12 protein-coding genes are annotated in these 13,773 nt (G+C 57.7%); 8 read left to right on the plus strand and 4 right to left on the minus strand.

Annotated elements, in window-relative coordinates; translation table 11 throughout:
- From ssuD to ssuE, 3 genes are read right to left on the minus strand one after another with little or no spacing between them, the layout of a single operon-like run.
- The gene (gene ssuD / locus SPE70_RS08420; RefSeq protein ID WP_055323164.1) at window positions 1–1,146 is read right to left on the minus strand and encodes an FMNH2-dependent alkanesulfonate monooxygenase; all 1,146 of its coding nucleotides are present in this window, start codon (window positions 1,144–1,146) and stop codon (window positions 1–3) included.
- Window positions 1,143–2,105, minus strand: coding sequence for a sulfonate ABC transporter substrate-binding protein (locus SPE70_RS08425; RefSeq protein WP_023297328.1), 963 nt, complete (start codon window positions 2,103–2,105; stop codon window positions 1,143–1,145). The genes ssuD and SPE70_RS08425 overlap by 4 nt, the downstream gene beginning before the upstream one ends.
- Window positions 2,098–2,673 carry an NADPH-dependent FMN reductase gene (gene ssuE / locus SPE70_RS08430; protein ID WP_022066081.1) on the minus strand — a complete coding sequence of 192 codons (576 nt, stop codon included), beginning with the start codon at window positions 2,671–2,673 and terminating at the stop codon, window positions 2,098–2,100. The genes SPE70_RS08425 and ssuE overlap by 8 nt, the downstream gene beginning before the upstream one ends.
- 248 nt (window positions 2,674–2,921) lie before the next feature.
- Between ssuE and pyrD the strand changes: the two genes are divergently transcribed.
- A complete protein-coding gene (gene pyrD / locus SPE70_RS08435) occupies window positions 2,922–3,932 on the plus strand; it encodes a quinone-dependent dihydroorotate dehydrogenase (RefSeq protein WP_002898303.1) in 1,011 nt (336 codons plus the stop codon).
- 169 nt (window positions 3,933–4,101) lie between these two features.
- The gene (zapC, locus tag SPE70_RS08440) at window positions 4,102–4,644 is read left to right on the plus strand and encodes a cell division protein ZapC (protein ID WP_012542305.1); all 543 of its coding nucleotides are present in this window, start codon (window positions 4,102–4,104) and stop codon (window positions 4,642–4,644) included.
- Here the strand turns inward: zapC and SPE70_RS08445 are convergent.
- Window positions 4,641–5,750, minus strand: coding sequence for a YcbX family protein (locus SPE70_RS08445; protein ID WP_022066080.1), 1,110 nt, complete (start codon window positions 5,748–5,750; stop codon window positions 4,641–4,643). The two genes, zapC and SPE70_RS08445, sit on opposite strands and share 4 nt — an antisense overlap.
- Window positions 5,751–5,849: 99 nt before the next feature.
- Here SPE70_RS08445 and rlmKL point away from each other — a divergent pair, with 99 nt between their 5' ends.
- From rlmKL to rmf, 6 genes are all read left to right on the plus strand, one after another.
- Entirely contained in the window at window positions 5,850–7,955 is a 2,106-nt protein-coding gene (gene rlmKL / locus SPE70_RS08450) for a bifunctional 23S rRNA (guanine(2069)-N(7))-methyltransferase RlmK/23S rRNA (guanine(2445)-N(2))-methyltransferase RlmL (RefSeq protein ID WP_060876106.1), read from the plus strand.
- 12 nt (window positions 7,956–7,967) lie between these two features.
- Window positions 7,968–9,875 (plus strand): ABC transporter ATP-binding protein, encoded by a 1,908-nt coding sequence (locus tag SPE70_RS08455; protein ID WP_008805885.1) that lies wholly within the window; start codon window positions 7,968–7,970, stop codon window positions 9,873–9,875.
- Window positions 9,876–9,889: 14 nt separating this feature from the next.
- The gene (gene pqiA / locus SPE70_RS08460; RefSeq protein ID WP_012542302.1) at window positions 9,890–11,158 is read left to right on the plus strand and encodes a membrane integrity-associated transporter subunit PqiA; all 1,269 of its coding nucleotides are present in this window, start codon (window positions 9,890–9,892) and stop codon (window positions 11,156–11,158) included.
- On the plus strand, window positions 11,148–12,785 hold the full coding sequence (pqiB, locus tag SPE70_RS08465) for an intermembrane transport protein PqiB (RefSeq protein ID WP_008805887.1): 1,638 nt from the start codon (window positions 11,148–11,150) through the stop codon (window positions 12,783–12,785). The genes pqiA and pqiB overlap by 11 nt, the downstream gene beginning before the upstream one ends.
- Complete coding sequence (gene pqiC / locus SPE70_RS08470) at window positions 12,785–13,348, plus strand: membrane integrity-associated transporter subunit PqiC (RefSeq protein ID WP_008805888.1); 564 nt, start codon at window positions 12,785–12,787, stop codon at window positions 13,346–13,348. The genes pqiB and pqiC overlap by 1 nt, the downstream gene beginning before the upstream one ends.
- Window positions 13,349–13,601: 253 nt before the next feature.
- Window positions 13,602–13,769 (plus strand): ribosome modulation factor, encoded by a 168-nt coding sequence (gene rmf / locus SPE70_RS08475; RefSeq protein ID WP_002898396.1) that lies wholly within the window; start codon window positions 13,602–13,604, stop codon window positions 13,767–13,769.
- The last annotated feature ends 4 nt before the right edge of the window (window positions 13,770–13,773 follow it).

The raw sequence follows: 13,773 nt of genomic DNA on the forward strand, positions 1-13,773 counted from the left end.
TCAGCTTTGCGCCACTTTACGCGGGATAAACTCGTTGGCGACCGCTTCCCCCTGCAGGCGCAGGTTTTGCGGCTGCGGGATAGACGGCACGGCGACGTCGAGCAGGGGGAACAACAGCTCGCCGACCCGATACGCCTCTTCCAGATGCGGATAGCCGGAGAAGATAAAGCTATCAATACCCAGCGCAGCGTATTCATTGATTCGTTCGGCAACGGTGGCGGCATCGCCCACCAGCGCAGTACCGGCGCCGCCGCGCGCTAAGCCGACGCCGGCCCACAGGTTGGGGCTGATCTCGAGCTGATCGCGTCGACCGTTGTGCAGCGCCGCCATTCGCTGTTGACCGACGGAGTCGGTTCTGGCGAAGGCCGCCTGGGCGCGGGCGATCGTTTCATCATCAAGGTGGGAGATAAGGCTGTCCGCCGCCTGCCAGGCTTCCTCGTTGGTTTCCCGCACGATCACGTGCAGACGGATGCCAAAACGCACCCGGCGCCCATGCCGGGCCGCTTTCTCCCGGACCTGAGCAATCTTCTCTGCCACCTGCTTCGGCGGTTCACCCCAGGTGAGATAGAGATCGACCTGCTCGGCGGCCAGATCCTGCGCGACGTCAGACGATCCGCCGAAATAGAGCGGTGGACGGGGCTCCTGGAGCGGCGGGAACAGCAGCTTAGCGTCGCGAACGCGCTGATGCTTGCCGTTAAAGGTGACGGTTTCTCCCTCCATCAGCTTGCGCCAGATGTGGGTAAATTCAGCTGAGGCCTCATAGCGCTCGGTGTGGTCGAGGAAGACGCCGTCGCCGGCCAGCTCGGCGGGATCGCTGCCGGTGACCAGATTGAACAGCGCCCGGCCGTTTGACAGTCGGTCCAGTGTCGCCGCCTGGCGGGCGGCTACCGTCGGCGACACCACGCTAGGCCTGAGGGCGACAAGAAATTTCAGCCGCTGCGTCACCGGGATCATCGAGGCCGCAACCAGCCAGGCATCTTCACATGAGCGTCCGGTCGGGATCAGCACGCCGGTGAACCCCAGCCGATCCGCCGTCTGCGCGATTTGCTGCAGATAGCCGTAATCGACCGGACGGGCGCCCTCTTCGGTGCCCAGATAACGACCATCACCATGGGTCGGTAAAAACCAGAACATATTCAGACTCATGATTTCGCTCCTTGTGCGGCAACGGGCTGCCAGATACGGGCCCGGATATCAACTTTTTTCGGCACCAGCTTGTTCTCATAGAACAGGTCGGCCGTCTGCTGCTGGCGAGCGGCGGTTTCGGCGCTCACCGGGGTTACTGAGGTGGGGGGACGATGGTCCAGATAGCTGGCGATCACCGCTTCCGGTAATCCCATCGTTTTCGCCAGCAGCGTAATGCTTTGCGCGCGCTGGCTATGGGTCAGGGCATCGGCCTGAGTAAAGGTATCGAGTACGCCTTCAATGAAAGCGCCATTGCGTTCAGCGTAGGGGCGGGAAGCAAGATAGAACGATCCCGTCTGTTTCAGATCGGTTCCGTCAGTGAGTACCCGGGCGCCGCCCTGCAGCAGCGCGGCGGAGTAGTACGGATCCCAGATGGCCCAGGCGTCGACATTACCCTGCTGGAAGGCGGCGCGCGCATCGGCGGGGGCAAGGTAAACCGGCTGAATATCGCTAAATTTCAGGCCCGCCAGCTGCAGGGCGCGCAGCAGCAGATTGTGGGAGCTGGAACCTTTCTGGAAAGCGACCTTTTTCCCTTTTAATTCGGCAACGTTGTGAATAGGACTGCCTTGCGCCACCAGGATGACTTCCGCTTTCGGCTTGGGCGGCTCCGAACCGATATAGACCAGATCGGCGCCCGCCGCCTGAGCAAAGATAGGCGGAATGTCGCCAGTACTGCCGATGTCAATGCTGCCGACGTTCAGCGCCTCCAGCATCTGCGGACCGGCCGGGAATTCAATCCACGAGATATGGGTGCCCGGATAGCGCTGCTCCAGCAGCTGATGGCTCTTCGCCAGCACCATGCTGACGCTGCCTTTCTGATAACCAATGCGCAGGGCATCGGGCGCCGCCGGGGCGGCGTGGCCCAGCGCGGAGAACAACAGCAGTCCGCCGAGGGTCAGCGCGCGGAGAGGATTAAACATGTTCCACCCCACGCAGAGACGTTAACGACGGGGCGCGGCTGCTGGGACGATGCAGCGCCTGCCAGAAGGTCTCCAGGGACTCATCCAGGCGCCGCTGCAGGTTAGGGGTGAACTGCGGCTTATGCTGGTAATCCGTGACCTGGCTGTCATCGGCGAAGACGCCATGGAGGATCTCCTGGGCCTTCAGGGCATTCAGGACGGGTTTCAGAGCGTAGTCCACCGCCAGCATGTGGGCGATGGTGCCGCCAGTGGCCAGCGGTAGCACGATTTTGCCCTCCAGCGCGCGCTCAGGAAGCAGATCGAGCAGGGTTTTCAGGGCGCCGGAAAACGAGGCTTTATACACCGGCGTGGCGATAATCAGACCGTCGGCCCCGGACAGTTGCTCATTGAGCGTTTGTAGCGCCGGGTTGTCAAAGCGAGCGTACAGGAGGTCTTCCGGGGCAAAGTTCTGCAGATGCCAGTGGCAGACTTCGATATCGGCGGCGGTGAGCGTCTCTCTGGCATATTCCAGCAGGGCGCTGGAACGGGAAGGGTAACGCGGGCTGCCCGCAAGCGTAATGACGCGCATCTCTCTCTCCTTATAACTAAATGTTTGCATTTATCTATAATTGATAACATTTGCAGTGAGTGTGACAGAGCACCATTATTTCCCTAAATGATTTATCCACCGTTAGATAGCCGAAAAGCGCATAACGGCGCGGGGAGAGGTAATCGTTTGCGCTGATGGGTGATTTTTTGTCGCAGGTCAATTCCCTTTCAGCTGCGGATCGCACATAATACGCCCCCGGTTTGCACACCGGGAATCCAGGAGAGTTCATGTACTACCCCTTCGTTCGTAAAGCCCTTTTTCAGCTCGATCCTGAGCGCGCTCATGAAGTTACCTTTCAACAATTACGCCGTGTCACCGGGACGCCGCTGGAAATGCTGGTTCGCCAGAAGGTACCGGCCAGGCCCGTTACCTGCATGGGGCTGACCTTTAAAAATCCGCTGGGTCTGGCGGCCGGGCTGGATAAAAATGGGGAATGCATTGACGCGCTGGGCGCGATGGGTTTTGGTTCGATTGAGATCGGCACCGTCACCCCGCGTCCGCAGCCGGGCAACGATAAACCGAGGATCTTCCGTCTGGTGGATGCCGAGGGGTTGATCAACCGCATGGGCTTTAATAACCATGGCGTTGATAACCTGGTTGAGAACGTGAAAAAGGCGCATTTTGACGGCGTGCTGGGCATCAATATCGGCAAAAATAAAGATACGCCGGTGGAGCACGGTAAAGATGATTACCTGATTTGTATGGAAAAAGTCTATCCTTACGCCGGGTATATCGCCATTAATATCTCCTCACCGAATACCCCGGGGCTGCGTACGCTGCAATACGGTGAAGCGCTCGATGATTTACTCTCCGGTATTAAAAATAAGCAGCTTGAGCTGCAGCAAAAGCATCAGAAATATGTTCCGGTCGCCGTGAAGATCGCGCCGGATCTTTTACCAGAGGAATTGATCCAGGTTGCCGATAGCCTCGTGCGTCATAATATTGATGGGGTAATTGCAACCAATACCACCCTCGATCGTTCTCTGGTTCAGGGAATGAAACATTGCGATGAGACCGGTGGGCTTAGCGGTCGTCCATTACAATTAAAGAGCACTGAAATTATCCGTATGCTCTCCGCTGAGCTGAATGGTCGTTTGCCTATCATCGGCGTGGGCGGTATTGATTCGGTGATTGCTGCGCGAGAAAAGATAGCCGCCGGAGCATCGCTGGTGCAGATCTATTCCGGATTTATTTTTAAAGGTCCGCCGCTGATTAAAGAAATTGTTACCCACATCTAATCTTTTCCTCCGCTGAAACCCACCCAGGGCTTTATTTCCGGCCCTGGTTGTTTTATATTCCCTCACTGTTGCTTATTTAAACATTTTAGACTTTTCTTAATTTTAGAAAATATTCTGCGGCAAGTCGCAACAACTTTGCAGAGGCGTATGAAAGGGGACAGGGGGAAAAATGCGCATTAAACCTGACGATAACTGGCGTTGGTATTACGATGAAGAGCACGACCGCATGATGCTCGATTTGGCCAATGGCATGTTATTTCGCTCGCGCTTCGCCCGGCGAATGCTGACCCCGGATGCCTTTGCGCCGTCGGGATTCTGCGTCGATGACGCCGCGCTCTATTTCTCCTTTGAAGAAAAATGTCGCGATCTCGAACTGTCGAAAGAACAGCGAGCGGAATTAGTCCTCAATGCGTTAACCGCGATCCGTTTTCTCAAACCGCAGATGCCGAAAAGCTGGCACTTTATCGCTCATCCCCACCAGTGGCAGCCGAGCGGCGGCGACGCCGCCTGCGTCTGGCTGAGCGATACCGGGGAGCAGGTGAATTTGCTGGTGGTGGAGCCGGGAGATAACGCCGCGCTTTGTCTGCTTGCCCAGCCGGGTCTCACCCTTGCCGGGCGCGTGATGCAGTTAGGCGACGTTATTAAAATCATGAACGACAGGCTGCAGCCGGCGCAGAGCGCGGTCAGCTACAGCCTGGGACAGGCGGTTTAAGGCGCCAGGCGCAGCGCCGTTTTCGGTACGCAGCTGCAGGCGAGAATGGTGCCGTCCCCGGCGACCGCATTTTTCTTTAACGCGCTGACTTCGCCCTCTTCCAGCCGAATGCGGCAGCTGCCGCAGATCCCCGCCCGACACGAATAGGGTACGCGAATGCCCTGTTGCTCCAGTTGCTCCAGCAGCACCTGCTGGTTATTCCCGCTAAACTGTTGACCCTGCCATTCGATGGCAACCGTAGCTTGCTGCTGCGCTTCCGGGGCCGGAGTATCGTCGCTCTCGCCGGCGCCGTAGGCTTTCGCCGGGCCGCGGGCGAGGATTTCGACTTCATCACCCACCCGGATCACCCCGCTGTTGCGGGCAATCAGGTTCTGGCCAAAATCGACATCGCCATTGTCCAGCGCAGTACGAAAACGCTTTAAGGTTTCCAGCGGCTCCCCGGTGGGATGCTTCTGCCCGCGCTCTGGACTGACGGTGGTAAAAATGCAGCGGCTGCATGGCTTAGCGACGTCAAACACCACTTCGCCGACGCGGATCACTTTCCAGCTATCTTCATCCCAGGCGGCCGCGCCGGTGACCACGAGGTTAGGACGAAACTGTTCTATGCTTACGCTGGCCGGGCAGCGTTGCTGCAGATCGCGCAGCGAGGCCTCGTTAGCCAGCAGGTACGGGTAGCCGTCGGCGAAGGAGAGCGGTACCGCATCGTGACGCTTCACCCGGCGGGTTAACTGCGGCCCCAGCCAGCGCAGCTGGACATCGCGCTTGAAAAAGCCGCTGAGCCACTGGTTAACGGCGGCGGGCGCGATGAGGGCGGTGAAATGGTTGCCCCAGACTTCGGTGGGCTCGGCCTGCAGGGCGAAATCGCTAAAACGCACCACGGCGCTGCTGCCGTCCGGCGCGGTCAGGTGAAGGCCATCATGCAGCGGCGCCGGAATAAATTTTACCATTTGCGGAAACTGGCGGGCGGTAATAAAGGTCCCGTCGTTTTCGGTGACCATAAACAGGCGATCGAAGGCCAGGCCGCTGATATCAGCAAAGGCGTGGGTCAGGCCCATGCCGCGCATGGATTTAACGGGATGAATAAAAAGTCGCGAGAGCGTTACCATACGCTGCCTCCGGGTTCCAAAAATAAGCCTATAACTTTATGACATAGGGCACATATTGGCTATAATGCGCACCAATTTTCTTTAAGTAAAAGTGACGATATGAATTCTCTGTTTGCCAGTACGGCTCGTGGGCTGGAAGAGCTGTTAAAAACTGAACTGGAAGGACTTGGCGCGACGGACTGCCAGGTCGTCCAGGGCGGGGTCCATTTTCAGGGGGATACGCGCCTGCTGTATCAAAGCCTGATGTGGAGCCGGCTGGCTTCGCGCATCATGCTGCCGCTGGGCGAGTGTCGCGTATACAGCGATCTGGATCTGTACCTCGGCGTACAGGCCATTCCGTGGACGGAGATGTTTAACCCTGGCGCCACCTTCGCGGTACATTTTAGCGGCCTCAATGACGAGATCCGCAACAGCCAGTATGGTGCATTAAAAGTCAAAGACGCCATCGTCGACAGCTTCACGCGTAAAAACCTGCCGCGCCCGAATGTCGATCGTGAGTCGCCCGATCTGCGGATCAACGTCTGGCTGAACAAAGAGACGGCGCATATCTCCCTGGATCTGAGCGGGGAAGGGTTGCATCTGCGCGGCTACCGCGATGGTACCGGTATGGCGCCGATCAAAGAAAACCTCGCGGCGGCGATCGTCATGCGCTCTGGTTGGGTACCGGGTACGCCGCTGCTCGATCCGATGTGCGGCTCCGGTACCCTGCTGATTGAAGCGGCGATGCTGGCGACCGATCGTGCGCCGGGTCTGCACCGCGGCCACTGGGGCTTTGGCGGTTGGGCGCAGCACGATGACGCTATCTGGAAAGAGGTGAAGGCGGAAGCGCAAACCCGCGCGCGTCAGGGGCTGGCGGCCTATGGGTCGCGCTTCTATGGCTCTGACGTCGACGAGCGCGTCATTGAGCGCGCGCGCCGCAACGCCCGTCGCGCCGGCATCGGCGAGCTGATCGATTTTGCAGTCAAAGACGTCGCCCAGCTGAATAACCCGCTGCCGAAAGGCCCGTACGGCACCGTGATCAGCAACCCGCCGTACGGCGAGCGCCTGGAAAGCGAGCCGGCGCTGATTGCCCTGCACAGCCTGCTGGGCCGGATCATGAAAAGTCAGTTTGGCGGCTGGAACCTGTCGGTGTTCAGCGCCTCGCCGGAACTGCTGAGCTGCCTGCAGCTGCGTGCCGATAAACAGTTCAAAGCGAAGAACGGCCCGCTGGACTGCGTACAGAAAAACTATCACCTGGCGGAGAGCGAAGGCGGCAAGCCGGCGATGCTGGCGGAGGATTTTGCTAACCGCCTGCGTAAAAACCTGAAGAAGTTTGAAAAATGGGCCCGCCAGGAAGGAATCGAATGCTATCGCCTGTACGATGCTGATCTACCGGAATACAACGTGGCCATTGACCGCTATGCCGACTGGGTGGTGGTCCAGGAGTATGCCCCGCCGAAAACCGTCGACGCGCATAAGGCGCGCCAGCGTCTGTTCGACATCATCGCTGCGACTATCGCCGTACTGGACATGGCGCCTAACAAGCTGGTGCTGAAGACCCGCGAGCGACAAAAGGGTAAAAACCAGTATCAGAAGATGGCGGAGAAGGGCGACTTTATCGAGGTGCAGGAGTACAACGCGCGCCTGTGGGTTAACCTCACCGACTACCTCGATACCGGTCTGTTCCTCGACCACCGTATCGCCCGTCGCATGCTGGGCCAGATGAGCAAAGGTAAGGATTTCCTCAACCTGTTCTCCTATACCGGCAGCGCCAGCGTCCACGCCGGTCTGGGCGGCGCGCGCTCTACGACCACGGTGGATATGTCGCGTACCTATCTGGAGTGGGCGGAGCGCAACCTGCGTCTCAATGGCCTGACCGGTCGTGCGCATCGCCTGATGCAGGCTGACGTGCTGGGCTGGCTGCGGGAAAGCACCGAGCAGTTCGATCTGATCTTTATCGATCCGCCGACTTTCTCTAACTCCAAACGAATGGAAGATGCCTTTGACGTGCAGCGCGATCATATTCGCCTGATGACCGATCTGAAACGTCTGCTGCGTAAAGGCGGCACCATTATGTTCTCGAACAACAAACGCGGTTTCCGTATGGATCATGACGGGCTGGCGGCGCTTGGCCTGAAGGCGCAAGAGATTTCGCAAAAAACGCTGTCGCAGGATTTTGCCCGCAACCGTCAGATCCACAACTGCTGGCTGATTACTGCAGCCTGAAAGGAATAAAGAATGTCACTGATTAGTATGCACGGCGCCTGGCTTTCATTCAGCGATGCGCCGCTGCTGGATAATGCTGAACTGCATATCGAAGATAACGAACGCGTCTGTCTGGTTGGGCGCAACGGCGCCGGTAAATCGACCCTGATGAAGATCCTTAACCGTGAACAGGGGCTGGATGACGGGCGTATTATTTATGAACAGGATCTGATCGTCGCGCGTCTGCAGCAGGATCCGCCGCGCAACGTTGCCGGTACGGTGTACGATTTCGTCGCCGAAGGGATCGCCGAACAGGCCGCTTACCTGAAGGCCTACCATGATGTTTCGCATCAGGTGATGACCGACCCGAGCGACAAAAATTTAAATGAACTGGCCCGTCTGCAGGAACAGTTGGATAACCTGGGCCTGTGGCAGCTGGATAGCCGCATCAATGAAGTGATCGAGCAGCTTGGTCTTAACGCCGACGCGCAGCTGGCTTCGCTTTCCGGCGGCTGGTTGCGTAAAGCGGCGCTGGGCCGTGCCCTGGTCAGCGGGCCGCGCGTGCTGTTGCTGGATGAACCGACGAACCACCTCGATATCGAAACTATCGACTGGCTGGAAGGGTTCCTGAAAAGCTTTAAAGGCACCATTATCTTTATTTCGCACGACCGCTCCTTCATCCGCAACATGGCGACGCGCATCGTCGATCTCGATCGCGGCAAGCTCGTGACCTATCCGGGCAATTACGATCAGTATCTGCTGGATAAAGAAGAAGCGCTGCGGGTTGAAGAGCTGCAGAATGCTGAATTCGACCGCAAGCTGGCCCAGGAAGAGGTGTGGATCCGCCAGGGGATTAAAGCGCGTCGTACCCGCAACGAAGGCCGCGTTCGCGCCCTGAAAGCGATGCGTCGCGAGCGCGGCGAGCGCCGGGAAGTGATGGGCAGTGCGAAGATGCAGGTGGAAGAGGCTTCGCGCTCCGGCAAAATCGTTTTCGAAATGGAGAACGTCAACTATCAGGTTGACGGCAAAGTGCTGGTGAAAGATTTCTCCGCGCAAATCCAGCGCGGCGATAAGATTGCCCTGATCGGCCCCAATGGCTGCGGGAAAACCACGCTGCTGAGGCTGATGCTTGGCCAGTTGCAGGCCGACAGCGGGCGGATCCACGTTGGCACCAAGCTGGAAGTCGCCTACTTCGACCAGCACCGTGCAGAGCTGGATCCGGACCGGACGGTGATGGATAACCTCGCCGAAGGTAAGCAAGAGGTGATGGTTAACGGTAAGCCGCGGCACGTGCTGGGCTATCTGCAGGACTTCCTGTTCCATCCGAAACGGGCGATGACGCCAGTCCGCGCGCTGTCCGGCGGGGAGCGTAACCGTCTGCTGCTGGCGCGACTGTTCCTGAAACCCAGTAACTTATTGATTCTCGATGAACCGACAAACGACCTTGATGTCGAAACGCTGGAGCTGCTGGAAGAGCTGATCGATGGCTATCAGGGCACCGTGATGCTGGTCAGCCACGATCGTCAGTTTGTCGACAATACCGTGACCGAGTGCTGGATCTTCGAAGGCGGCGGCCATATTGGTCAGTACGTCGGCGGTTATCACGACGCCCGCGGTCAGCAGGCCCAGTCTTTGGCGCAAAAGCAGACGATCGTTAAAAAAACGACGGAAGTCGCTCAGCCAAAAGCAGAAACTGTCAAACGCGGCGGGAACAAACTAAGCTATAACCTGCAGCGCGAGCTGGAGCAACTGCCGCAGAAGCTGGAAACGCTTGAGGCCGAACTGCAAACGCTGCAGGAGCAGGTAGCCGATCCTGACTTCTTTGGCCAATCGCACGATCGTACGCAGCAAGTGCTGGCGCAGCTGGCCGAAGCGGAGCAGGCGCTGGAAGCCGCCTTTGAACGCTGGGAATATCTCGAAGGATTAAAGAACGGCGCCTGAGCCGAGGAGTTGTCATGTGCGATCACCATCATGCTGCGCGACATATTTTATGTCCCCAATGTGATTTGCTGGTGGCTTTGCCGCAGCTTGAGCATCGCCAGAAAGCCGCCTGCCCGCGCTGCGGTACAACGTTAACCACCACGTGGGACGCGCCTCGCCAGCGTCCCACGGCTTACGCGCTGGTCGCGCTGTTTATGCTGCTGCTGGCCAACCTGTTTCCTTTTATCTATATGAAAGTGGGTGGCATCAGCAGCGAAATAGCGCTGCTGGAAATTCCCAACGTGCTGTTTACCGAGGATTACGCCAGCCTCGGCACCTTCTTTTTACTCTTTGTGCAACTGGTACCGGCCTTTTGTCTGGTCACCATTTTGCTGCTGGTCAATCGGGTCAGGATGCCCGCTGGGCTTAAGGCGTTTCTGGCGCGCATTTTGTTTCACCTCAAGACCTGGGGCATGGCGGAGATCTTTCTTGCCGGCGTGCTGGTGAGCTTCGTCAAACTGATGGCCTACGGCGATATCGGCATCGGCCTGAGCTTTATTCCCTGGTGCATGTTTTGCCTGCTGCAGTTACGCACCTTCCAGTGCGTCGACCGCCGCTGGCTATGGGATGATATTGCCCCTATGCCGGCGATTACCCAGCCGCTGAAGGTCGGGGTAGCCGGGATCCGCCAGGGGCTGCGCTCCTGCGGCTGCTGCACGGCGGTGTTACCGGCCGACCAGACCGTCTGCCCGCGCTGTCACAGCAAAGGGACGGCGCGGCGTAAAAATAGCCTGCAGTGGACGCTGGCGCTGCTGGTGACCTCATTTATTCTCTATCTTCCCGCCAATATTATGCCGATCATGATCACCGATCTGCTGGGCGATAAAATGCCGTCGACCATTATGGCCGGGGTGGTGTTACTGTGGAGCGAGGGCTCCTATCCGGTGGCGCTGGTGATCTTTATCGCCAGTATTATGGTGCCGACGCTGAAGATGATCGCTATCGCCTGGCTGTGCTGGAATGCTAACGGCAACGGCGCGCGCGATTCGGAACGCATGCATCTGATTTATGAAGTGGTGGAATTTGTTGGCCGCTGGTCAATGATTGACGTTTTTGTCATCGCCGTGCTCTCTGCGTTGGTGCGCATGGGAGGGTTGATGAATATCTATCCCGCCATCGGCGCGGTCATGTTTGCGCTGGTGGTGGTGATGACCATGTTTTCAGCGATGACGTTTGATCCCCGTTTACTGTGGGATCGTGAGCCAGATTCAAGCCATGAGGAAATACAACAACATGGAAAATAAGAGCGGAGAAGCGAAAGTGCAGAAGGTGAAGAACTGGTCACCGGTGTGGATCTTCCCTATCGTCACTGCGCTGATCGGAGCGTGGATCCTGTTTTATCATTACAGCCATCAGGGACCAGAGGTCACGCTGATCACCACTAACGCGGAAGGCATTGAAGGGGGAAAAACCCGGATCAAGAGCCGCAGCGTGGATGTTGGGGTGGTAGAGAGCGCGACGCTGACCGACGATTTAACCCACGTGGAAATCAAAGCTCGCCTCAATTCCGGCATGCAGAAATTACTGCATAACGATTCCGTCTTCTGGGTGGTGAAACCGCAGGTAGGGCGCGAGGGGATCAGTGGTCTCGGGACATTATTGTCCGGGGCCTATATTGAACTGCAGCCGGGGTCGAAAGGTTCGGTGCCGGCGCAGTATCCGCTGCTGGATTCTCCGCCGCTGGCCTCGCCGGATGCCAAGGGGATCCGGATTTTGCTGGAAAGCAGCAAGGCAGGCCAGCTGTCGCCAGGCGACCCGGTGCTGTTCCGCGGCTATCGCGTGGGGTCGGTGGAAACCAGCACCTTTGATGCGCAGAAACGTCATATCACTTATCAGCTGTTCATCAACGCGCCTAATGACCGCCTGGTGACCACTAACGTTCGCTTCTGGAAGGACAGCGGGATCGCCGTTGATTTGACCGCGGCGGGGATGCGCGTCGAGATGGGCTCGTTGTCGACGCTGTTTGGCGGCGGGGTGAGCTTTGATATTCCGGAAGGACTGGACCTCGGCGAGCCGGTGGCGAACAAAACGGAATATCACCTGTTTGACGATCAGAAGAGCATCCAGGATTCGGTCTTTACCGAGCATATCGATTACGTGATGTTCTTCAAAGACTCGGTTCGTGGCCTGCAGCCCGGCGCGCCGGTGGAGTTCCGCGGCATCCGTCTGGGAACCGTCGGCAAAGTGCCGTTCTTTATTCCTGGGCTGAAGCAGCGTTTGAACGATGACTATCGCATTCCGGTGGAAGTGCGGGTTGAACCGCAGCGTCTGGTCAATCAGCTCGGCGGCGATCCGAATATTCGCGCTCACATTGACGATCTGATCAACCGCGGACTGCGCGGCTCGCTGAAAACCGGTAACCTGGTGACCGGCGCGCTGTATATCGATCTCGACTTCTATCCGAAAGCGCCGCCGCGTGGGAAAATTCAGGAGTTTAACGGCTATCCGATTATCCCGACCATTAGCGGTGGACTGGCGCAGATCCAGCAGCGTCTGATGGATGCGCTGGATAAAATCAATAACCTGCCGCTCAATCCGCTACTGGAACAGGCAACCAGTACGCTGGCGCAAAGCGAGAAGACCATGCAGCATGTACAGACCACGCTGGATAGTCTGAATAAGATCACCTCCAGTCAGTCGATGCAGCAGCTACCTGCCGATATGCAGACGACGCTGCGCGAGCTGAACCGCAGCATGCAGGGCTTCCAGCCGGGCTCCGCGGCCTACAATAAGATGGTGGCCGATATGCAGCGTCTGGATCAGGTGCTGCGTGAGCTGCAGCCGGTCCTGAAAACGCTCAATGATAAGAGCAATGCGCTGGTATTTGAGGCGAAGGATAAAAAAGACCCACAGCCGAAGGGAGCGAAATAATGAAAAAATGGTTACTGGTGGCAGCCGTTTGCGTGATGACGGCGTGCAGTAGCGGCGGTGAGAGCAAAACATATTACCAGTTGCCGGTGGTGCAGGGCGGCGCGCAGAGCGCCGCCAGCCAGGGGGCACGTCTGCTGTGGGTTGAGCAGGTCAGCATCCCGGATTATCTGGCGGGCAATGGAGTGGTCTATCAAACCACCGATGTGCAGTATGTAATCGCCAATAATAATCTGTGGGCCAGCCCGCTGGACCAGCAGCTGCGTACTACGCTGGTGGCAAACCTCAGCCAGCAGTTGCCGGGCTGGGTAGTGTCGTCCCAACCCTTGGGCAGCGAGCAGGATACGCTCAATGTGGCGGTAAATGGCTTTCACGGGCGCTACGACGGGCGGGTTATCGTCAGCGGCGAGTGGCTATTGAAGCATCAGGGACAGTTGATTAAGCGCCCGTTTAACATCGTGCTCAAGCAGCAGCAGGATGGCTATGACGCGATGGTGAAGACCCTGGCCCAGGCGTGGAGCCAGGAGGCGGTGGCCATTGCCGGCGAGCTTAACCGTCTGCCATAAGTAAATTTCATAAAAGTGATATGCCGCGCGGTTCATCTGAGCCGCGCGGCATTTTTTTTGCCAGGTCAGTTCGTTACCGAGCGTTGCGCCGAATGAACAAAAAATGAACTCTTATATAGGTCACAAATATGACACTGGCGTGAATTTTGCGCATTGACGTTGTCTTCATTTCGCGGTATTCGTAACCCGTGGCTGCACAATTTGCGACCACTGTTTTCTTTTCCACCAGATCAAAGAATGAGGGAAACGAGGCATGAAGAGACAAAAACGAGATCGCCTGGAACGGGCACATCAACGTGGATATCAAGCGGGTATCGCGGGGAGATCGAAAGAAATGTGTCCATACCAGAGCTTGAATCAACGCTCATGGTGGCTGGGAGGCTGGCGAGAAGCCATGGAGGACAGGGTACTAACGGCCTGACACT

The sequence above is a fragment of the Klebsiella sp. ZJOU C1 genome (assembly GCF_035620215.1).
Taxonomy (GTDB): Bacteria; Pseudomonadota; Gammaproteobacteria; order Enterobacterales; family Enterobacteriaceae; genus Klebsiella; species Klebsiella variicola.

Excerpts from the sequence above, each read along its gene's own strand:
- pqiB (WP_008805887.1), top strand. The coding sequence starts at position 11,148 with ATGGAAAATAAGAGCGGAGAAGCGAAAGTGCAGAAGGTGAAGAACTGG.
- SPE70_RS08445 (WP_022066080.1), bottom strand. The coding sequence starts at position 5,750 with ATGGTAACGCTCTCGCGACTTTTTATTCATCCCGTTAAATCCATGCGC.
- SPE70_RS08455 (WP_008805885.1), top strand. The coding sequence starts at position 7,968 with ATGTCACTGATTAGTATGCACGGCGCCTGGCTTTCATTCAGCGATGCG.
- pqiA (WP_012542302.1), top strand. The coding sequence starts at position 9,890 with ATGTGCGATCACCATCATGCTGCGCGACATATTTTATGTCCCCAATGT.
- rmf (WP_002898396.1), top strand. The coding sequence starts at position 13,602 with ATGAAGAGACAAAAACGAGATCGCCTGGAACGGGCACATCAACGTGGA.
- SPE70_RS08425 (WP_023297328.1), bottom strand. The coding sequence starts at position 2,105 with ATGTTTAATCCTCTCCGCGCGCTGACCCTCGGCGGACTGCTGTTGTTC.
- ssuD (WP_055323164.1), bottom strand. The coding sequence starts at position 1,146 with ATGAGTCTGAATATGTTCTGGTTTTTACCGACCCATGGTGATGGTCGT.
- rlmKL (WP_060876106.1), top strand. The coding sequence starts at position 5,850 with ATGAATTCTCTGTTTGCCAGTACGGCTCGTGGGCTGGAAGAGCTGTTA.
- pqiC (WP_008805888.1), top strand. The coding sequence starts at position 12,785 with ATGAAAAAATGGTTACTGGTGGCAGCCGTTTGCGTGATGACGGCGTGC.
- ssuE (WP_022066081.1), bottom strand. The coding sequence starts at position 2,673 with ATGCGCGTCATTACGCTTGCGGGCAGCCCGCGTTACCCTTCCCGTTCC.
- pyrD (WP_002898303.1), top strand. The coding sequence starts at position 2,922 with ATGTACTACCCCTTCGTTCGTAAAGCCCTTTTTCAGCTCGATCCTGAG.
- zapC (WP_012542305.1), top strand. The coding sequence starts at position 4,102 with ATGCGCATTAAACCTGACGATAACTGGCGTTGGTATTACGATGAAGAG.